General features: G+C 59.8%; 14 protein-coding genes. 3 read left to right on the top strand and 11 right to left on the bottom strand.

The features are described 5' to 3' along the window. Positions 1–191: 191 nt before the first annotated feature. From P5689_RS05375 to frc, 6 genes are all read right to left on the bottom strand, one after another. Positions 192–2,054: a hypothetical protein gene (locus P5689_RS05375; RefSeq protein ID WP_408868535.1), complete on the bottom strand. Its 1,863-nt coding sequence runs from the start codon at positions 2,052–2,054 to the stop codon at positions 192–194. 170 nt (positions 2,055–2,224) lie between these two features. Beyond that, a complete protein-coding gene (locus tag P5689_RS05370; RefSeq protein ID WP_285532389.1) occupies positions 2,225–2,533 on the bottom strand; it encodes a GNAT family N-acetyltransferase in 309 nt (102 codons plus the stop codon). A 14-nt stretch (positions 2,534–2,547) separates the two neighbouring features. Beyond that, positions 2,548–3,261: a YoaK family protein gene (locus P5689_RS05365; RefSeq protein WP_285532388.1), complete on the bottom strand. Its 714-nt coding sequence runs from the start codon at positions 3,259–3,261 to the stop codon at positions 2,548–2,550. Then, positions 3,258–4,481: a CoA:oxalate CoA-transferase gene (gene yfdE / locus P5689_RS05360; RefSeq protein ID WP_285532387.1), complete on the bottom strand. Its 1,224-nt coding sequence runs from the start codon at positions 4,479–4,481 to the stop codon at positions 3,258–3,260. The genes P5689_RS05365 and yfdE overlap by 4 nt, the downstream gene beginning before the upstream one ends. A gap of 9 nt (positions 4,482–4,490) precedes the next feature. Beyond that, positions 4,491–6,224 carry an oxalyl-CoA decarboxylase gene (gene oxc / locus P5689_RS05355; protein WP_285532385.1) on the bottom strand — a complete coding sequence of 578 codons (1,734 nt, stop codon included), beginning with the start codon at positions 6,222–6,224 and terminating at the stop codon, positions 4,491–4,493. Positions 6,225–6,335: 111 nt separating this feature from the next. After that, complete coding sequence (gene frc / locus P5689_RS05350) at positions 6,336–7,646, bottom strand: formyl-CoA transferase (protein WP_285532383.1); 1,311 nt, start codon at positions 7,644–7,646, stop codon at positions 6,336–6,338. Positions 7,647–8,031: 385 nt separating this feature from the next. Here frc and P5689_RS05345 point away from each other — a divergent pair, with 385 nt between their 5' ends. The 3 genes from P5689_RS05345 to P5689_RS05335 are packed head-to-tail and all read left to right on the top strand — an operon-like array spanning position 8,032 to position 14,401. After that, positions 8,032–9,738, top strand: coding sequence for an NAD(P)-binding protein (locus P5689_RS05345; RefSeq protein ID WP_285532381.1), 1,707 nt, complete (start codon positions 8,032–8,034; stop codon positions 9,736–9,738). Positions 9,739–9,761: 23 nt separating this feature from the next. Next, positions 9,762–13,385, top strand: a complete 3,624-nt coding sequence (gene nifJ, locus P5689_RS05340; protein ID WP_285532380.1) for a pyruvate:ferredoxin (flavodoxin) oxidoreductase — start codon at positions 9,762–9,764, stop codon at positions 13,383–13,385. 59 nt (positions 13,386–13,444) lie between these two features. Next, on the top strand, positions 13,445–14,401 hold the full coding sequence (locus P5689_RS05335) for a bifunctional enoyl-CoA hydratase/phosphate acetyltransferase (protein WP_285532379.1): 957 nt from the start codon (positions 13,445–13,447) through the stop codon (positions 14,399–14,401). 38 nt (positions 14,402–14,439) lie between these two features. On the opposite strand, the gene P5689_RS05330 is transcribed toward P5689_RS05335, so the two are convergent. From P5689_RS05330 to P5689_RS05310, 5 genes are read right to left on the bottom strand one after another with little or no spacing between them, the layout of a single operon-like run. Then, positions 14,440–15,261, bottom strand: coding sequence for a type II secretion system protein GspK (locus P5689_RS05330; RefSeq protein ID WP_285532377.1), 822 nt, complete (start codon positions 15,259–15,261; stop codon positions 14,440–14,442). Further along, positions 15,258–17,657: a type II secretion system secretin GspD gene (gene gspD, locus P5689_RS05325; protein WP_285532376.1), complete on the bottom strand. Its 2,400-nt coding sequence runs from the start codon at positions 17,655–17,657 to the stop codon at positions 15,258–15,260. Before gspD ends, P5689_RS05330 begins: the two co-directional genes overlap by 4 nt. Further along, positions 17,654–18,160 (bottom strand): general secretion pathway protein GspN, encoded by a 507-nt coding sequence (locus P5689_RS05320; protein WP_285532375.1) that lies wholly within the window; start codon positions 18,158–18,160, stop codon positions 17,654–17,656. Before P5689_RS05320 ends, gspD begins: the two co-directional genes overlap by 4 nt. Further along, on the bottom strand, positions 18,157–18,780 hold the full coding sequence (gene gspM / locus P5689_RS05315; RefSeq protein ID WP_285532374.1) for a type II secretion system protein GspM: 624 nt from the start codon (positions 18,778–18,780) through the stop codon (positions 18,157–18,159). Before gspM ends, P5689_RS05320 begins: the two co-directional genes overlap by 4 nt. After that, entirely contained in the window at positions 18,777–19,844 is a 1,068-nt protein-coding gene (locus P5689_RS05310) for a PilN domain-containing protein (protein WP_285532373.1), read from the bottom strand. The genes gspM and P5689_RS05310 overlap by 4 nt, the downstream gene beginning before the upstream one ends. Positions 19,845–19,869: the final 25 nt, after the last annotated feature.

The raw sequence follows: 19,869 nt of genomic DNA, 5'->3' as shown, positions 1-19,869 counted from the left end.
GAGGGTATTCGAGGGCGCCCGCCCGCTATGTCAGGAGTCAGGGGGGAGGCAAAGTGTCTTTGTCTCCAATCGCAGCAAGGCAAGCGCGGCTACCCGGGCGACACATTGCAGCTCAGTATCGCGGAATTCGTTTTTGCGCAGATAAATCAGTATGCCCTTGCCATTTGCAAAGGCAGGCGTTGCGACGGGGCTTACTGGAAAGGCAGATACCGGAACGTGACGTATACGGTATTGCCAAAGGTGGTTGGATAGACCGAGCCGCCCTTGCCATCCGACCCGCGAAAGGCAAATTTGCGGATATAGGTATATTGCACGCCTCCCATGAGGCTTCCGTAAGTGCCATCGAGGAAATGCCACCAGCCCCCCGCCGTTATGGAAGCCAGGGTCCGGGTTTGGGCGGTGCATGTTCCGAACTCGATGGAGCAGCCAGCGAGATTATGGTCATTGACGCCATAGCCATATTGCATGCCGTCGGCGGCGATATAGCTTCTTTTGCTGCTGGCCTCGACACCGCCATAGAGATACACCAGCACCGAAGGATCTGGATGGCCGATCAGGCCAAGCGCACCACGGATCTGAGGGATGGGCGAGAGACCGCCCTGACCGTTGAAAGTGACATCGGGAAGCTGGGACGCACCATAGCGACCGATACCCTGACCCGCGATGACATTCCCCGTCAGCTGAAGGTCCGGCGTAAACAGTGGTGTGGTCATTCCGGCACCTACACCGCCCCCGAATTTGGTATCCTTGTGGCTGCGGGCGTCACCGGGAGACTGGATGACCGAACGGAACCAGCGGCCGAGGCCGAAAACCTCGTAATGCCCAAGATTGGTATCGACGGCTCCCTTGACGATCACATCAGGGATCGGATTATCGGTATATTCTGCACTCGGGTTGAGCAGCAACCCGCCCGTATTCTGGTAGAAAACGCGCGGCCCCTGTGTGTAGCCCCTGAGCGCTGGCAAGCGACCACCCGATGCCAGATCGGCTGAATAGGCAATGGTCGCCTGAGGGTCTTCAACCGAGACAGCCAGCCAGTATTTGTTCCCCCAGTCCTTGCCGATACGGATTTGGGGTACGCGCAGGAAGGTGATGCCCGGTATCTGGTTGTTGTCTGTCACGGCAGGCAATTGTTCGCTGCGCGGGGTGACCCCCTTGGCGTAGTTTGTCGAGAGACTCCATGCCTGCCCCATGAGGACATGGAAACCCCAATCCTTCTTGGTGAAAGTGAAATATCCCTGCCTCAGCCTTGGCGTATAGCCGCTGATCTGTACAGAGTTGGTCGTCCCTGCCGCCCCGCCAAGATCGGACTCGATATAGGCTTGCAGGCGGATATCCCTCGTGGGGTTTGCCTCCAGAAGGGTAGAAAGACGCGTGAGTTGGGCCGAGAGCCGCTCCTCACTCAGGCCGTGATTTGGGCTGTTGGCATAGGGGAAGTTGTTCCATGCAGTGGCGGGACCGCTGGTGATCGTAGAGTCACGCCAGATATTGGACATATCGATGAAACCGCCAAGACGCACCGAAATATTGCCGATGCTGAATACAGGCGGCAGATGATCGACGGAGGTCTGGGTAATGGCGAGAGGGCTCGATGAGCTCAGATCGATGGCGGACCCGGCGCTTCCCGATGCGCTCCCTGGTGTGCTGGTCGGTTCGGTCACCGCGGCGCGACCGGATGGCAATGTGGCCTGGGCAAGGCGCGTATCTGATGCACCGGACCTGATCGCGGTTGTATCAGCCTGCGGTGCTTTCACGGCATGCGATGGACTGACGGGGCCTGCAGCTTGAGCGGAGGCGGTCTGATTAGCGCCTCTGGTGGCGCTATCCTGGCGTATGGGGTGGCTGGTGCGGCTCCCCCCCTGTTTGCCGGCTGATCGGGCCTGTCGGCGTTGCTCTATCTTCACGACGCGGTTTTCCAGATCGCGGATCTGCGCCTTGATCAAGGCGAGTTCATCATCATCTGTCGAGGCCCGGGCCGCAATGGGTGTCAGGCTTGTACCAATACTCACGCCGAGCAAAGAGAGTCTGAGGGCAGTTTTGAAACGCTCGCTCACCTTGAGTTTGCCTTGTTTATTATTGTTATTGAATTTTATACCCTTGGTGTGGGCGCAATCTCATTAACAGAATAAACGATTTCGGTAATTATTATTTATGATTTCCAATCTCGTTGTCGATGCGTCAAGGCTCCCTTTATCTCAGGCCTTTTGCCATCGGGTGGCGCGGCTCAACGCTGCAGAAGGGCCTGATACGCCGCGTGCCGATTGATAACGTGATTGATGAAATCGCAGCGCACGGCAATCTTCTGATCTGTCGTCAGGAGATGATCGAGCACGGCCCTGACGAGCCGCGATCCAATACCCTTCCCGGCCAAAGCCTCAGGAACGGAACTGTGATCCAGGACCAGAACAGAGCCGTCGTGATGATAACCGACAATACTGGTCTCGCCCGCTTCTGACCATTCGAAGCGATTGAGCGCCTTGTTGTCACGAAGGCGACCGGAGCCGAAACCTTGTGTGTCCTGCGCTGTCTTCATGACGTTTTCTCCAATTAGCTCGTTTTGTAGTCCCGATGCAGATCCCACACTGTCAGGACCAGCATGATCGTGGTGAGGAACAGCACAAGATTGGTAAACTGTCCCAGCCAGGCCCCCAGCATCGCCGACAAGACGTAGGTCAGCCAGGAACAGGCAGGCAGAGCCACTTCCTTCAGGGCGGGTCTTTTTCCATCCGGTTTCACGCGGCCGAGCCAGAGCAGAAGGTAGCGCCCGGTGAAAGCCTCGGAAAACTTGACGATGTTGTTTGTCACCACAATCGTCTGGAGCGACACCCCGCCAAATTTGGCCAATGTCTCGCCCTGAATGCCCAGTGCAAGCGCGACGAGAGGCAATTCGACCGGCAGGCGCAACCCGGGGGAAAGCCGGACGAAACTGACGACAAAGAGAATGGCGGCCATGATCAGGAGGCCCCAATAGGGCCAGCTGAGGAATTTCTTGATCAGGCTTGCCCCGATACAGCCGAGAAAAAACAGGCCCACTGCCGTGCCGATTGATCCTGCATTCGGCCAGTGGTGCAGTGCCACAGCGCGGCCAAGCTGCACGGTATTTCCCGTCATGATGCCTGGGTAGATGCCGCCAACATCGATATAGGTCGTGACCTCCACCACAGCTACAACGAAGGTCAGGCAGAAGACGCGCCGCAGCAGGGTGACAAGAGAATCCTCCTGCGCGGCCGGCGTGGATACTGTCACGTTTGTAGTGGTCATGATGGCTGGCCGGGGGCGAACTCCGCGCGCAGGGCTGCGCCATGTTCATCGAGCCTAGGCGCACCGGGGCGTGTCAGAGGATCATCATAGCCGCTGATCTTCACCGGGTTGCCCGGCATTTTCAGCCCCCCGGCATCAATCACCATATTTCTGGCGGCTGTCTGGGGCAGAGCCGCCGCTTCTGCAACATTCAGCATAGGACCGACCGGCACACCGGCCTTCTCGATAGCCTCAAGCCAGTACGCCGCGTCGTTTTCCTTAAGAGCCCCCTCAATGGCCTCCTTGAGTGCATCGAGATTGTCCATGCGGTCGCTGTTGTTCAGAAAGCGCGGGTCCGTTGTGAGAGCCTCGATGCCAAGCGTCTGGCATAGGGCACCAAACAGATGGTTGTTGCCGCAGCAGATCACGATATGGCTGTCGCGTGTGCGGTAGACATCGAACGGTGCCATGGATGGGTGGCGATTGCCGATACGCGGCCCGGCGGCACCTGTGGCCGACCATGTCATGAGCGCATGTTGCAGAAACGCGAACGTGCCATCGAACATGGATACATCGACATGCGCCCCTTTGCCGGTGCGTTCCCTCGCGTAGAGCGCACTGGCAATGCCGCAGAACATGAACGTACCGCCACACAAATCAGACAGCGACGTTCCGCCGACCCGCGTGGGAGGACCATCGGGAAACCCTGTCGCCTCCATCATGCCGCTCATGGCCTGCACGATCGTGTCATAGGCCGGATAATGGGCGAGTGGCCCGGTATGCCCAAACCCCGATGAGGAGGCATAGATCAGTCTGGGGTTGAGGGCCGAGAGTGTCTCATAGGAGAAGCCGAGACGGTCCATCACACCCGGGCGGTAGTTTTCGCACAGAATATCGGCGCACTTGACCATCTCAAGGAAAACGCCCCGATCCTTTTCGTCCTTGAGGTTGAGAACGATGCTCTCCTTGCCACGGTTGACGAAGGAGAAATATAGCGAACGATCACCGACATAAGGGCCATAGGTGCGCGTATCATCACCATGACCCGGCGCTTCCACCTTGATCGTGCGGGCGCCTAGATCGGTCAGAATGGTCGTCCCGAACGGGCCGTTCAGCACATGGGTCAGGTCAATGGCCAGCAGCCCCTCGAAAGGGCCGGTTGAGGGGCGGGATGCCGTCACGGGTGCCTTTGCAGAACCTGCGGCAGCATCCTGTGTGTTGGGTTGAGTATTCTCAGCCATGGAGCTGCCTCACTTTGAACCGGCTTTGGGGTTGAGCTTACTCAGATGGCCGCTTTCCGTACCGACATGCGGGTCGATAGAGGCTGTGATCATGGCAGGACCACCGCAGGCCAGCGCGTTCTCCAGTGCCTGCGAGAGCGCCTCGTGATCGGTCACGTAGTACCCCTTGCCACCGAAGGCTTCGATGATCTTCTCGTAATGACCATTGGCCTCCAGCACCGTTACACCCGGATCCGTGCCCCCGCTGCGGTTGATGTCATCGCCACGATAAATGCCACCATTATTGAGAATGATCATCACAACGGGCAGGTGATAGCGGCAGATCGTTTCGACCTCCATGCCACTGAAGCCAAAAGCGCTGTCACCCTCTATGGCAACGACCGGCTTGCCCGTGGTGATGGCAGCACCGATGGCATAACCCAGCCCGACGCCCATCGTTCCCCAACTGCCGGGGTCGAGGCGGCGGCGCGGTTTGTCCATATCAATCACGTTGCGGGTAATATCGAGCGTGTTGGCCCCCTCGTTCACCAGCACGATGTCGCGCCCCTCCAGGCTCGTCTTGATGGTGCCAATCGCCGTGTAGAAGTTCATCGGCGCGGTCTTGTTGGCCAGACGTTCGGTCATTTTCTGCGTGTTGATGTCACGCTTGGCCGCAATCGCAGCCAGCCATTCCGACGGCGCGCAGATTTTCTCCTGCTTCAGTGCGGTGGCCAAGGCCTGCACCGTCAGGCCAAGCTCACCGGCCAGCGGGGCGGCAATAGGGCGGTTGCTGTCAAATTCCTCGGGGTTGATGTCGATCTGGATGAAGCGTGCGTCAGGCGACCATTGCGGCGGCTTGCCGTGGCCAAGCATCCAGTTGAGGCGTGCGCCCACCAGCACCACCACATCGGCTTGTCCCAGCACCAGCGAGCGCGCCGTGGCGGCAGAGGCAGGGTGGGTATCGGGCAATAGCCCCTTGGCCATCGACATGGGAAGAAACGGGATGGAGGTGCTTTCAACGAGATCTTGTATGGCCCCCTCAGCCTGGGCATAGGCTGCGCCCTTGCCGAGTACGATGAGGGGCTTGCGTGCCTGCTTCAGAAGCGAAACCGCACGGGCGATCGCATTGGGGCAGGGTGGCAGGGCTGATTCCGGAGCTACAACCGTGATCAGGGAGTCTTGGCCCGCTTTTGAATCGAGCGTTTCGCTCAGGACAGCAGCAGGCAGGTCCAGATAGACACCACCCGGTTTTCCTGAAAGCGCGGCACGTACCGCGCGCGCTACCCCAATGCCGATATCGGCCGCACGGTTGACGCGATAGGCGGCCTTGGCGAAGGGGCGGGCGGCAGCAAGCTGATCGAGTTCTTCGTAATCACCCTGCTGCAGGTCAACGATCGCACGATCGCTGGACCCGCTTATGAGGATCATCGGATAGCCATTGATGGTGGCATTGGCGAGGGCAGGAAGGGCGTTGAGAAAGCCGGGGGCAGAGGTTGTCAGGCAGAGCCCGGGCTTGCGGGTAAGATAGCCCGAGATGGATGCCGCATGAGCGGCGGGCTGCTCGCTTCGGAAACTGATGAAGCGCATTCCCTTCTCCTGGGCGAGGCGCGCAAGATCCGTGATGGGGATGCCAACAACGCCGTAGAGCGTGTTCAGACCGTTGCGCTGCAGGGCTTCAATGACAAGGTGAAAGCCGTCCGTTCCGGATGCGAGGGGAGATTGTGCGGGTGCCGATGTGTTGGCGGCCGAAGGGGCGTCTGCCATGACTAACTCCTTTTCCCTGTGCCGTCCTGAAAGGCGGCGGCGCAGGAAGGGCTTGGTATTCCTGGGGGGGACAGGACCGGAATGTTTTTTCAGGACATTCCGGTGGGTCTGTCAGGCGCAGACGATCTTCTTCGAGCGTAGATCGGCAATCTGGTCTGCCGAATAACCGAACTCGGCAAGGATCTCATCCGTATGCTGACCAAGCAGCGGGGCAGCGGTGATTTCCGGAGTGAAGTCGCTGAACTTGATCGGATTGATGGTCAGGAACGATCCACGTACCGGCTGCTCGACCTCGACAATCGTGCCGGCGTCACGCAGGTCCTTGGACTCGGCAATTTCCTTCATTGACAGAACCGGCGCGCAGGGCACGCGGAATTTCGAGAGATGGGCTACGGCCTGGTATTTATCCTTGTCGGCAAGCGAGGCCTCGATGGCAGCAAAGATCTCGAACATGTGGGTCTCACGTGCCTTGGTCGTGCAATAATGCGGGTCGGTGGCCCATTCAGGCTTGCCGATGGCCTCGCATGTCGGCCCCCAGTTCTGCTCCTGCACGGTGCAGTAGATATACGCGTTCTCGTCCGTCTCCCAGCCTTTGCATTTCAGGATCCAGCCAGGCTGGCCACCACCGCCTGCATTGGCACCGCGTGGCACCGTGTCGCCGAACTTTCCGTCCGGGTATTGCGGGTATTCTTCCAGATAACCCACGCGCTCCAGACGCTGCTGGTCACGCAGCTTGACACGGCACAGATTCAGTACGGAATCCTGCATCGAAACGCTGATTTTCTGGCCTTTTCCGCTGCGCTCGCGGGCAAACAGGGCCGTCAGAACGCCGATCAGCAGGTGATTGCCTGTGTTGCTGTCACCGAGCGCCGCGGCTGAAATGAGCGGGCCATTCGAATTGCCGGGCGCCTGACCATCCACATGCGGCGCGCCATTCCAGTAACCCGTAGTCGAGGCCGAACCGCCGGCGCATTGTGCGACGTTTTCATAGGCACTGATGTGCGACCAGGGAGAGGCGTCGCCAAAGCCCTTTACCGTGCCGTAAATCAGGCGCGGGTTGAGCTGATGCAGGACGTCCCAGCCAAAACCCATGCGATCCATGGCGCCAGGGCGGAAATTCTCAAGCAGGATATCGGCCCATTTGAGGAGCTTCTCGAAAACCTCACGTCCTTCGGGGGTTTTTGTGTTGAGCTCGATCGAGCGCTTGTTGCTGTTCAGCATGGTGAAATAGAGCGCGTCGGCATCCGGGATGTCGCGCAGCTGACGACGGGTCACATCGCCTACGCCGGTCCGCTCAACCTTGATGACATCGGCTCCGTACCAGGCCAGAAGCTGGGCAGCCGAAGGGACCGATTGCACACCACCGAAATCGATGACCTTGATTCCGGCAAGCGGCTTTGTGTTGTCTTGTGCCGTGCTCATGAGGGCAACTCCGTTATGATTGTTCTTATCGTTTTTCGGGAAGCGCTTATCGAACGAATAAGCCTAATATGGAGGCTGTGCGGTCGGTGTGAAGTATGTTCCCGAAAGAGCATCTCACAATAAAACTTGATGAATATTTTCAATTTTTTTGGGAACTGTAGTGGTTTCTTGTAAATCCTAGAAAATACTCATGATTGATGTTGATTATTTCAATAAACCGCTGAAGGATTGATGTGCCTCAATGACGGTTGCCCCTCGCCGGGTTAGCGCTCGGTAACCTGAGCAAGAGGGGGTGATTATCTTGTTCCTCTCCCAGTCAGGATATTCCCCCGAGCCATGCGGTCATTCGGATCAGTCTGGCCGGAAGAGAGAATGAGGTTCTTCCATGGCGCTCAAGCTGCGTGAACTCAATCGGGCCCTGCATGTTGGCACGCGTGTCGGAGTGGGAAGCGTACGATCGCGCCGTCCGGATTACGTGTCGCTCATGCCACCTTGCAACCACGCCTGTCCTGCTGGGGAGAATATCCAGGGTTGGCTCGCTCTGGCTCAGGCTGGTGAGTATGAGGCCGCCTGGCATCTGCTTAAAACGGAGAACCCGTTTCCCGCCATTCACGGTCGTGCCTGTTATCACCCTTGTGAAAGCAGCTGTAACCGCGCCGAGATGGATGACGCTGTGGCGATCCATGAGGTCGAGCGGTTTCTGGGTGATATGGCCGCCGAGAAAAACTGGCGGGTCGCCTGTAAGCCTGCCACGGGTAAGAAAGTGCTCGTTGTCGGTTCGGGGCCTGCGGGTCTGTCCTGTGCCTATCATCTGGCAAGGAAGGGTCATCAGGTTGAGATACGCGAGGCCTCGGCTCATGCGGGAGGCATGCTGGCCTATGGTATTCCGGCGTATCGCCTGCCGATAAATATTCTCGAACGCGAAATGGGTGACGTTCTGTCAATGCCGGGCGTGAGTCTGCACTGCAATGCGCCTGTGACGGATCTCGCCCAGACCATGAAAGAGGGCACTTTCGACGCTGTCTTTCTGGGCGTTGGGGCGGCGCGCGCCCTGACCATGCCGCTGGCCACCGAGGCTGGATATCAGCCTGTCGAGGCGATCGACCTCCTCCATGCCGTGCGTGAAGGAAAGCGGCCCGAGCTTGGCCGTACTGTGGTGGTGGTTGGTGGTGGCAACGTCGCCATGGATGTCGCCCGTACGGCACGCCGTCTCGGCGCAGAGAAGGTCTTTATGGTCTATCGACGGGACGAGGCCCATATGAGCGCCCTGCCAGAAGAGCGCGAGGCCGCCGAGGCAGAAGGTGTCACCATACGCTATTGCAGCGTCGTGACCCGTTATGGACATGATGGTGTCGAGATCGAGCATGTTGAACTCGATCCCCAGACCGGTGCCATACGTCCGCCAGCGGATGGCTGTGCGCCGGATAGAGAGAGGCTGGTAGCTGACAGCGTCATTCTTGCGATTGGCCAGCATAGTGACTTTTCGCTCTGCTCTGACATGAGCGATATCACAATCGACAAGGGCGAGAGGCTGGAGATCGATCCGTCTTTCATGACGGGCGCACGCGGCGTGTTTGCCGGTGGCGATTGTGTGCGAGGAGCACGCACCATGACCACCGCGACCGGCCACGGCAAGAAGGCCGCCCGGGCGATTGATGCCTATCTGCGGGAGGAAAAATCCGTGCCTGACGCGCCGGCCGAGATCGTGACCTTCGACATGCTCCACATGCCTGCTCTAATGATGGCCGTGCGCGAGGAGGGCGCCGAATTGCCCACGTCGCTCCGCACGGGGTTTGAGGAGATCATTGCGGGGCTGAACGAGACGCAGGCGCGTCATGAGGCGGGTCGCTGCCTGTCATGCGGTAACTGTTTTGAGTGTGACAATTGTTTTGCTGCCTGCTCCGAGCAGGCCATCACCCGACTGGGGCCGGGCAGGGGCTATGCAGTGGACGAGACCTTGTGCACCGGCTGTGGCGATTGCGCCGGACAATGCCCGTGCCATGCCATCGTGATGACGCCTGAACACAATGATGCCGATTGCGCGGAGGCCGCGGTCGACCTGACGCCGCAGCGCTTCGTGGTGCGCGCCTGAAGGCGGGAAAAGAGAACAAGACGATGAGCCATAACGCAAATACCGCCCTGCAATCCGGCGAACCCCAACCTGGTGAAATGACTACTCTGGACGGGAATTCTGCTGTTGTTCACGTCGCGTATCGCGTGAACGAGATCTGCGCGATCTACCCTATCACGCCTTCCTCACCCATGGCCGAAACAGCCGATAGCTGGGCCAGTGAAGGGCTGAAAAATCTCTGGGGCAATGTGCCTATCGTGCAGGAAATGCAGGCCGAGGGCGGTGCGGCAGGCTGTGTGCACGGCGCCTTGCAAAGCGGTGCGCTGACAACCACTTTCACGGCCTCGCAGGGTCTGCTGCTGATGATCCCCAATCTGTACAAGATTGCGGGCGAATTGACCTCGACCGTGGTGCACGTGGCAGCACGCGCCCTTGCAGCCGGGGCGTCGTCTATTTTTGGCGATCATCAGGATCTGATGGCCGTTCGCCAGACAGGTTTTGCCCAGCTGGGTGCAGCCTCGGTGCAGGAAGCACATGATCTGGCAATTATCGCCCAGGCCGCCACGCTCGCTTCACGCGTGCCATTTATCCATTTCACGGATGGTTTTCGGACCTCTCACGAATACAATTCGCTGAAACTGGTTCCTGATGACCAGATCCGGTCGATGATCGACGAGACGCTCGTGCACGCGCATCGTGCCCGCGCGCTGACGCCGGATAATCCGTTCATTCGTGGCACTTGGCAGAACCCGGACACGTATTTCCAGACGCGTGAAGCGGTAAACACCTATTATCTGCGCACGCCTTCTCTCGTGCAGTCTGCCATGGACCGCTTTGCCGCTCTGACCGGGCGTCAGTACGGGTTGTTCCGTTATGACGGCCCGCAGGATGCGCGCCATGTCATCATCGCGATGGGGTCGGGTGCCGAAGTGGTGCGCGAAACCATGCGATGGATGAACGAACGTGACCCGCAGGAGAAACGGGGGGCCATTCAGGTGCTCCTTTACCGGCCTTTCGACGCTGCAGCCTTTCTTGCAGCGTTGCCGACGACAGTGGAGCGCATTGCGGTGCTGGATCGCACCAAGGAGCCGGGGGCACCGATGGAGCCGCTTCATGCGGATATCGTGGGTGTATTGGCCGAAGCGGTGGCCACGGGGAAATTTCCTCATATGCCGCGTGTCATTGGCGGGCGTTATGGCCTGTCGTCACGCGATTTCCACCCCGGTATGGTCAAGGCGGTTTATGACGAGCTGGCAAAGCCTGATCCGAGCCCCGTCTTTACGGTCGGTCTCATCGATGATGTGACGAATCTGAGTCTCGAATTCGACGAGGCTATCGATATCGAGCCCCGAAATATAACGCGTTGTCTGTTCTATGGACTGGGCGCGGATGGCACGGTGGGCGCCAACAAGAACAGCGTTGAGATCATCGGTGAAATCGACGGGCATTATGCCCAGGCCTATTTCGATTATGACTCCCATAAATCGGGCGCAGAGACAGCTTCGCATCTGCGTTTCGGCACCAGCCCCATCAACGCGCCCTATCTGATCCGCCATGCGGATTTCGTCGCGTGTCACAAATTCGAGTTCCTGTTTCGGCGTGACATTCTGGGTGCGGCCAATCCGGGGGGTATTTTCCTTCTGAATTCACCTTTCGGTCCGGACACGGTCTGGGAGCGCCTGCCGCGCAAGGTTCAGGATCAGATCATCGCCAAGAAGTTGCGCTTCTATGTGATCGATGCGTCCAGTGTCGCGCTTGAGATCGGTCTTGGGCCACGCATCAACACCCTGCTGCAAACCTGTTTCTTCCATCTCGCAAGGGTTCTGCCTGAAGCAGAGGCAATCAGCGCCATCAAGGCTTTCATTCGCAAATCCTACGGCGCGAAAGGCGAAAAAATCGTCGCCCTCAACAACAAGGCGGTTGATGCTGCCCTGTCAGCCCTCCATGAGGTATCCGTCCCGGCGCAGGCACAGGGAACGCGCCCGATGCCTGCCATCGTGCCCGCCGAGGCCCCGGAATTCGTGCACCGGGTCACAGCAGAGATTATGGCGGGGCGCGGCGAGCTGATACCCGTCAGTGCCATGCCGGTTGATGGCACGTTTCCCGGGGGCACGACGCGTTATGAGAAACGCAATATCGCCATCGAAGTCCCTGTGTGGGAGCCGGATACCTGCATTCAGTGTGGACAATGCAGCATCGTGTGCCCTCATAGCGTGATACGTGCCAAGACCTATGACGAGGCCCGGCTGGAGGGGGCGCCCACGGGTTTCCGGTCAGCGCCAGTCAATGCCCGAGGTTACCCCGAGACGCGCTACACCCTTCAGCTTTATGTCGAAGACTGCACCGGTTGCGGCGTGTGCGTGGATAATTGCCCCTCGATTGATGCCCAGACCCAGAAGCGCGCCATCAACATGACCGAAAAGCTGCCTCTGCTCGACCGTGAGCGGGCCAGCATGCGCTTTTTCGAGACCATTCCGGAAATGGATCGCAATCAGGTCAATCCGACCACAGTAAGAGGCGTACAGTTTTTCGAGCCGCTCTTCGAGTTCAGTGGAGCGTGCGCCGGGTGCGGTGAAACCCCCTATCTCAAGCTTGTCTCGCAGCTTTTCGGCGATCGTCTCCAGATTGCCAATGCGACAGGCTGCTCTGCCATTTTTGCGGGTAATACGCCGGCCCATCCATGGAAGGCGAATGCGCAGGGCCGTGGCGTAGCGTGGTCGAACTCTCTGTTCGAGGACAATGCGGAGTTCGGCCTTGGCTTCAGGCTGGCCATCGACAAGCAGACCGAACTGGCGCGCGATCTGGTTGCGGGCCTATGTGAGACGATCGGTGGCGATCTTGCCGATGCCTTGCTCGATGCCCCGCAGGAAGATGAATGGGATTATGCCATTCAGCGTGACCGCGTGGCAGCCCTGAAGGGAAAACTCGAGGGTTCTACTGATAAATCGGCGGTCATGCTGCTGTCGGTTGCCGATCACCTTGTGAAACGCTCGGTATGGATCATTGGTGGTGATGGCTGGGCCTATGATATCGGCTATGGTGGCCTCGACCATGTTCTGGCTCAGGACCGGAACGTCAATATTCTGGTGCTGGATACCGAGGTTTATTCCAACACGGGCGGGCAGTCCTCCAAGGCCACGCCGCTTGGTGCCTCGGCAAAATTTGCCGCCTCCGGCAAGCGCGTGCCGCGCAAGGATCTAGGTCTGCAGGCGGTTTCCTACGGCAATGTGTATGTGGCGCAGATCGCCCTTGGAGCCAATCCCGAGCAGGCTCTGACGGCCATACGCGAGGCCGAGGCTCATGACGGTCCGTCGCTGATCATTGCCTATTCGCAGTGCATTGCCCACGGCATCGACATGCGCGACGGCATGAAGCAGCAGGCCAGGGCGGTGGCCAGCGGATACTGGCCGCTCTTCCGTTTCGACCCGGCCATGCGCAAGGAGGGGCTTAACCCGTTCCAGCTCGATTCAACACGCCCGCGTCTGCCGTTCGAGGAATATGCCTATCGCGAACTGCGCTACAAAACCCTGTCGCGAACCAATCCGGAGCAGGCGGAGCACTTGCTGCATCAGGCTCAGGCCGCGGCGCTGGAACGCTATCGCCTGTATGAGGACATGGCCTCACGTGATGGCAGGCGCTTCCTGCCTCACTGGGAGGATGTGCAGTGACCGCACAAACCTGCGCCCCTGACACCAGACAGACAAACGAACCGGAAGAAGGTCGCGCGATGACGACAGTACTTTCCCCTGCCTCCTGCACGCGCAGAACGATTTTCGACGGGATGATTGCCAAAGCGGACGGGCTGGGTGCTGTGCCTTATGCGATCGTCTGGCCCTGTGAGGGACATGCCCTTGCCGGCGCCATTGAGGCGGCCCGACATGGCGTGCTGGAGCCGGTTCTTATAGGCGATCCTGCGCTTATCGCCAGTGCGGCGCAGGAGGCTGGGCTTTCGGTAGCGTCCTGCCGGATTGTCGAGGCCGAAACGCCAGAGCGCGCCGTGCAGGTCGCGATTGGCCTTGTTCATGCAGGCGAGGTCCAGGGCCTCGCGAAGGGCAGCCTGCACACAGACACATTGATGCACGGTGTCGTTGCACAGGAGAGTGGCCTGCGGACATCACGGCGCATGAGCCATGTGTTCATGGTCACGGTAGCGGGGCGCACCGACCCGCTTTTCGTGACCGATGCCGCCATCAATATTACCCCCGACCTCGTAACCAAGCAGCACATCGTGCAGAATGCGATCGACCTGCATCACGGTCTTGGCTATGGCGCACCACGTGTGGCGATCCTTTCCGCTGTGGAGAGCATCAATCCGCGTATTCAGGGAACGCTCGATGCCGCCTGCCTGAGCAAGATGGCCGAACGCGGAGAGATAACGGGAGCACTGCTCGATGGACCGCTTGCGATGGATGGTGCGGTGGACCCGCAGGCAGCAGCCATCAAAAAGCTGACCTCACCTGTCGCCGGCTGCGCCCAGATCCTCGTTGTACCGGATCTCGAAGCCGGGAACATTGTGGTCAAGGCGCTCAGCTTTCTCGGGCAGGCAAGTTCGGGCGGTATCGTGCTTGGTGCCAAGGTGCCCATCCTGCTGACCAGCCGGGCCGACAGCATCGAGGCAAGGCTCGATTCAGCCGCCCTTTGCGCGCTTTATGCGCGACATATCAAAAGTCTGTCTGTTGCCTGAAGCCGCTGGGCTACTGGCGGCACAGCGTGCTCGTTCGGTCAGCGCGCATCATCGCTCTCTCGGTGCTCTGCGATGATCCGTGCCAGCGAGAGCCCATTATCGGACAGAAGTGTAGCTTGACGGAAGGAAGCGCCACCGTGTTCATCGGACACGATGACGGTCGCGATGAAACTGGAAGCGTGCCTCTGGTCGCCGCTTGCGGCAGCCAGGGCTGGGAGGTTCGCGCGGGCCAGCGCCTGTCGGGTGACAGGATCGGAGATCGGGGTGTGAAGTTCCTCAGGCTGGACAATCGAGAGATGCGGCCTTGCGCGAGCCAAGAGTAAAGGTGTCATGCCAGGCACGAGCGCCAGTTCATTCAGCGACTGGAACGGGGCATGGGGCGGCAGATAGCGTAATCCCAGGGCAAGATAACGCTGTCGCTCATTCGGGTCCTGCGCCTGCCGACGCCATGAAACCATTTCCCGGGCGATCATTGCCGCCTGATCCGGTGTTGCACCGCATTCCACGAATAGCGCAGTAAGAAGTGGCAGGGGGGCAGCATTCGGATTGATCGTAGCGGCCTGACTTGAGAGGCTTATACTGAGCTTCAGACCATCAATCCGGCTGACATGCGGTGTGCCATCAAGTGGCCAGCGTGTGGCGATTGGCCCGCTTTCGTGAAAGACTGCGCTGGCGATACCGCCTTCAGCGAGTGTCTCCATACGGGCCGTGTCGCGCAGCAGCCTTGTTTCACGCAAGGCCGAGCCTGCGCTGGCGATGGTCATGGCCGTCAGCAGTGAGAGCCCCGCCAGCGCCCAGAGCACGATCACCAGCGCGAAACCGCGATCCGGTCTCTCCAGTGCTGGCTGCCTCGTGTTCACCGATCCAGACCGAGTTTCTCGCGCAGGCGTTTTTGCGGGTCGGCGCTGCCGGTCGTGTGCATCGACTTCATCTCGTCTGGCACATCGGCAGCATTGGGGTGAGTGTCGCGCAGATCTTCCATCAGGTTCACAGCATCGCGCTGGTCATGGATGACGTGGGGCGTGATCAGGATCAGCAATTCGGTGCGTTGACGACTATTATTCTGGCTTCCCGCCAGAAAGCCCAGAACCGGGATGTTCTTGAGCCAGGGGATGCCGCTATTGGCGCGGGACGAGTTCTCGGTGATGAGCCCGGCAAGCCCCACTGTCTGCCCGTCCTGCACGACCACACGCGAATTGACCGAACGATCATTGAAAGTGGGATTGGCCGCGCTGCTGGTGTTGCTGGCTGCATTGGAACTGACAGAGCTCACCTCCTGTGACACATCCAGCGTGACGAGGCCGCTCTGGCTGACATGGGGGGTCACCTCCATGATCACGCCGGTAGGCTGATAGGTGAACTGGTTATAGACGGAAGTCCCGATTGTGCTGGATTGCGAGCCGATCTGCACGGGTACCAGCTGCCCGACCTGAAGTCGTGCTGCCCTGTTATCCAGCACCATGAGCTGGGGCGAGGATAGCACATGCACCGTGGTCACATTTTGCAGGGCATCGATAGCAAACGGCGCACCGCCACCACTTGCCCCGCCGATGATGAAGCCGGGCAGGGTGTGGCTGAACGCGGCAGTGGCGAGTGTCCCGGCTGTGATGGTCTGGCTGTTGGTGCTCAGCACGCCATTGATGCCGCCAGACTTGAAGAAGAACTGTGTGCCGTATTGCAGGGCGTCATTGAGCTGCACCTCGGCGACAACAGCGTCGATACGCACCTGAAGCGGCATGACGTCGATACGGCGCAGCATCTGCTCGATCGTATCGCTTTCCTGATCCGTGGCATGAACCAGAATGGCGTTATGCTGTGCGTTCGAGAGGATACGGAGTGAGTCGGTATTGTGGTCTCCGCCGCCTGAGCTGTCGAGCCCACCCAGAAGCGGATTGTTGAGAGACGCATTGCCGCCAGCCTGACCTGCAGGGGCTGCCGTGTTCTGCCCTGTCTGGCCAAAAGTGTTCGTGCCGGTGCCCCCTAGACCTCCGCCCAGACCACCCCCTGTAAGGCCGCCGCCGGTCAGCCCTCCGCCGTTCAGGCCGCCCCCGGTAAGCCCCCCCCCGGTGCCCCCAAGGCCGCCGCCATTCAATCCCCCTCCCATGCCGGTCTGTGCTGTCTGGCTGTTGCCAGAACCGGGCGGTGTAGCTGTCACATTATCCGGGGTGAAGGCCTGCTGAAGCGTATAAGTCACGTCATTGACGCTTGAATTCTGCACGTAGAAAATATGCCAGCTTCTTACAGTTGCTCTGCGATGCTGCTCGATGACAGAAAACAGGCGTCTGGCATCCTCGATATAGCGCGCGTTGCGTGCCACCACGAGCACAGCATTGACACGTGCAAGGGGAAGGACGTCCACAAGCTTCGAGAGCGAATTACCGGCCCCGTGCAGGGCTGATTGCAGCGCGCTTGCCATGTCCTTTGCATTGCCTGAGTCGACAGGTAAAAGCGCGTAGGACTGGCTGCTCAGCCAGTCCACATCGAAAGCATGAATGACCTCGACCAGCGCGTTGCGGGCCGAAGGGTCTCCGCTCACCATAAGGGCATTACTGCTGTCTATCGCTGCAACGCGAGCGCCACCCTGCACGAAGGGCTGCAAGGCATGGGCGAGAGAACTGGCCTGTGCGTAGCGCAGCGGGACCATCAGGTCGCCACCCATCGAGAGGCTGTCAGCCATGCCCGCCAGCGCACCCTGCGCGGCACCCGGCGCCGACTGGCTGGGCACGACACGATACAGGCCGTCACCATGAACCAGCACAGCATGAACCTGCGCCAGGATCACCTGCAGCGCTGGCAAAAGCTGGGCATTGGTCAGGGGTTCGCTGGTTCTGAGCGTCACCTGTCCATGCACGGCAGGATCGATGGCGTAATTGACGTGCAGGATATCGTTGAGAATCTGCGAGACGGCGTCGCGCACATCCGTATCGGCAAAATTCAGCGAAACCTGACCGATACCTTCCGTGTCGCCGTTTCCGCGAAGGGTGGGAATGTTCGGGCGAGCGAGGCTGTAGCGCGCCTTGCCAGTCGGATCGGCCGGTGAGAGGCGTCCCTCCTGCGGAGTATCCTGCAATCCACCCAGCGGCATCGGGCCACCAAGGGGTTTGGGTTTGGGTACCGGCTTGTCGCACCCGGTCAGGCCAAGGGTCAGGCCTGCGGCCAGGACAACGAGGCCAAGGCGCAGGGAATCCTGTTTGCGGGCATTCTGTCTGCCGCGTGACAGAAAGTGGGGAGGAAAGGCGCGGGGCAGAACGGTCATTGCGGCATACCTGGTGGGGGAGTGTCAGATGAGGCAGGAGGGGCGAAACGCGAGAGCTCATCGCGCGAGAAGGTCTCGGGCGGGTTTTCGCTTCGAGGGGTATGATCAGGCGTCGACAGGCCGGATAACCGGTCACGATCGGGGCGCATCAGCCTGTCCTGACCGGCCTCGCGAATGGTGATGGTGCCTTTTCCGATCGCAATAACCTGCCAGTTACCAATATGACCCTGCAACGGTACGATAACGCCACGTTCCTGACCCGGTATCATGAAAATGGCACGGCTGACTCCCCCATTTTCGATAATACCTGTCAGGCGGGGCGTACCAGCCAGGGCATTGCCAGTCGGGGAAGGGCGTCGCGTTGGGGCAAAGAGTGGACGGGCGAGGCTATGGTCCTGCCAGGTGGCCCGATCGGCTTGCGTTGGACCGGCGCAGAACCCGGCATGGGGTATCATCAGAAAAGCACAGAGCATGACGCAGCGTTTGAACAGGAGGGCTGTCATGGAGCTGTTTCCTTCGCGAGACGGGCCGGTAGCGCGATGTCACGACGATAGGCAAAGACCCCCATGTCGCATGACAGGGCATCGGCGCTGCGACCCTCATCTTCGGATGCGTGGAGATGAAGCCCGTCCACGACGAGGGCAGGCGAGGCTTGTGCGAGGTCAGTGAGAAAATGGATTAGGGCAGGATAGGGAGCAGACAGCGTGATGTGCAATCCGATGCGCCGGTAACTGCCTTCCCTGATTTGGGCGAGCGTCTCGCTGCTGCTGATTTCGATGCCAGACTGGCTGGCGAGATGCGCCAGTTTGTCCTGCAATGTGGCACTCGCCATGGTGTCGCTCGCACCATCGATCAATTGCGGTGCCGATGACGGACGGTGCGCGGCAGACTGACGCAAATGGGGCAGGATTTCTTGCAGATGGGCCATACGCTCCGTCGTTTGCTGCGCCAGGGCAATGCGGCTGGCGTACTGGCTGTAAACCCTGATCAGCGGGCCGACGATAACCAGCCAGACAAGGGTGACCGCCATCAGAAGGAGCACCAGGGCCAGCACTCGTCCCCTGCGCCCTTCTGGCAGATCATGAGACAGACGCATCAGCGCCAATGGGAGCCGTGTCCTCATGGTCTCGCTCCGGCATGGGGTGTGCCAACGGGATGACCAATTTCCGCTCGTATTGAAAACGCACTGGCATTTTGTCCTGGAAGGCGCGTGACGGGCGCGATAAAGCCCGGATTGTGAAGAACTGGCGACGTGCCAAGCCCCTGTATCAGCCCGGCAGGATCACGGGACTGCCCACTGATGATCAGCTGGCCCTGCTTCAGGCTCAGATCGGCCAACCACGCGTCATCAGGCAACAGATCGGTCAGGGCGGCAATGATCTGCATCGGGTCACCAAGGCGCTGCCTCGCCCTGTTCACGATCCCTTCGCCCATGCGCCTGTCTTCAATCGTGCGACGCAACGCACTGGCCTCCAGCGCCGGGCCGCGCAGCGCGTCAATCTGGCGTTCATATCCTGAGAGAACACGCGATTGATGCCAGAACAGCCCTAGCAGGAGACAGGCGAGCAGAGTGCATCCGCCGAGAGGCAATGCGAGACGTGGGTCGCTCACGCGAGCCACGAGAGGACGCGCAACAGGCTGTCTGATCAGGGTCTCTCCGGTCTCATCAGCAATGGCGTGCGGGTGAGCTTCCAGCAGGTGGAGACGCTCGAACAGGGGGCGTAGCGATGCCTGTGGAACGACGGAGAGACGAAGCATGATCTGTCCGAGCGCCTCGTCGCGCCTGAGTACGATGAAGTCCCAGTAAAGCGCCTCGGCGTCGAACGGCGTCAGGCGATCCATTTCATAGGCGAGAATGGCCGCGAGGTCCTGTTCCGCAGCGAGGGGAAGGGTGACATCGCGCTGCATGATGCGCCCTGCCGGCAGAACAAGCCTGATGGCAGCATGGCGTGCCTTGCCTTTGCGCAGGGCGCGATATTGCGCGCTGGTCTCGAGATCCAGCGTTTCCGACTGCCCTAGAGTTCCGATGATGATCCGGCTGCGCGGCTCGCGCAGATAGAGTGTCAGGGCGTCGTTAGTGGCGACGGCCTCAACCACCGGGCGTTGAACGGCGGCAAGCGCTGTCGTGACACGTTCCGGCAAAACGGCCCGGATCTGGCGCCACCACCAGACAAGGAAAGGCTGCATCACCATGTCTCCTTTTCCTTTTGCT

Origin of the sequence: Asaia sp. HumB, from assembly GCF_030263835.1 — a bacterium.
Classification (GTDB): Bacteria; Pseudomonadota; Alphaproteobacteria; order Acetobacterales; family Acetobacteraceae; genus Asaia; species Asaia bogorensis.
The sequence above is the reverse complement of the archived record's forward strand: the minus strand, read 5'-3'. Positions and strand labels throughout refer to the sequence as shown.

Bases quoted from the DNA above. Each gene is read 5' to 3' on its own strand.
- P5689_RS05370 (WP_285532389.1), bottom strand. From the start codon at position 2,533: ATGAAGACAGCGCAGGACACACAAGGTTTCGGCTCCGGTCGCCTTCGT.
- P5689_RS05365 (WP_285532388.1), bottom strand. From the start codon at position 3,261: ATGACCACTACAAACGTGACAGTATCCACGCCGGCCGCGCAGGAGGAT.
- yfdE (WP_285532387.1), bottom strand. From the start codon at position 4,481: ATGGCTGAGAATACTCAACCCAACACACAGGATGCTGCCGCAGGTTCT.
- oxc (WP_285532385.1), bottom strand. From the start codon at position 6,224: ATGGCAGACGCCCCTTCGGCCGCCAACACATCGGCACCCGCACAATCT.
- frc (WP_285532383.1), bottom strand. From the start codon at position 7,646: ATGAGCACGGCACAAGACAACACAAAGCCGCTTGCCGGAATCAAGGTC.
- P5689_RS05345 (WP_285532381.1), top strand. From the start codon at position 8,032: ATGGCGCTCAAGCTGCGTGAACTCAATCGGGCCCTGCATGTTGGCACG.
- nifJ (WP_285532380.1), top strand. From the start codon at position 9,762: ATGAGCCATAACGCAAATACCGCCCTGCAATCCGGCGAACCCCAACCT.
- P5689_RS05335 (WP_285532379.1), top strand. From the start codon at position 13,445: ATGACGACAGTACTTTCCCCTGCCTCCTGCACGCGCAGAACGATTTTC.
- gspD (WP_285532376.1), bottom strand. From the start codon at position 17,657: ATGACCGTTCTGCCCCGCGCCTTTCCTCCCCACTTTCTGTCACGCGGC.
- P5689_RS05320 (WP_285532375.1), bottom strand. From the start codon at position 18,160: ATGACAGCCCTCCTGTTCAAACGCTGCGTCATGCTCTGTGCTTTTCTG.
- gspM (WP_285532374.1), bottom strand. From the start codon at position 18,780: ATGAGGACACGGCTCCCATTGGCGCTGATGCGTCTGTCTCATGATCTG.
- P5689_RS05310 (WP_285532373.1), bottom strand. From the start codon at position 19,844: ATGCAGCCTTTCCTTGTCTGGTGGTGGCGCCAGATCCGGGCCGTTTTG.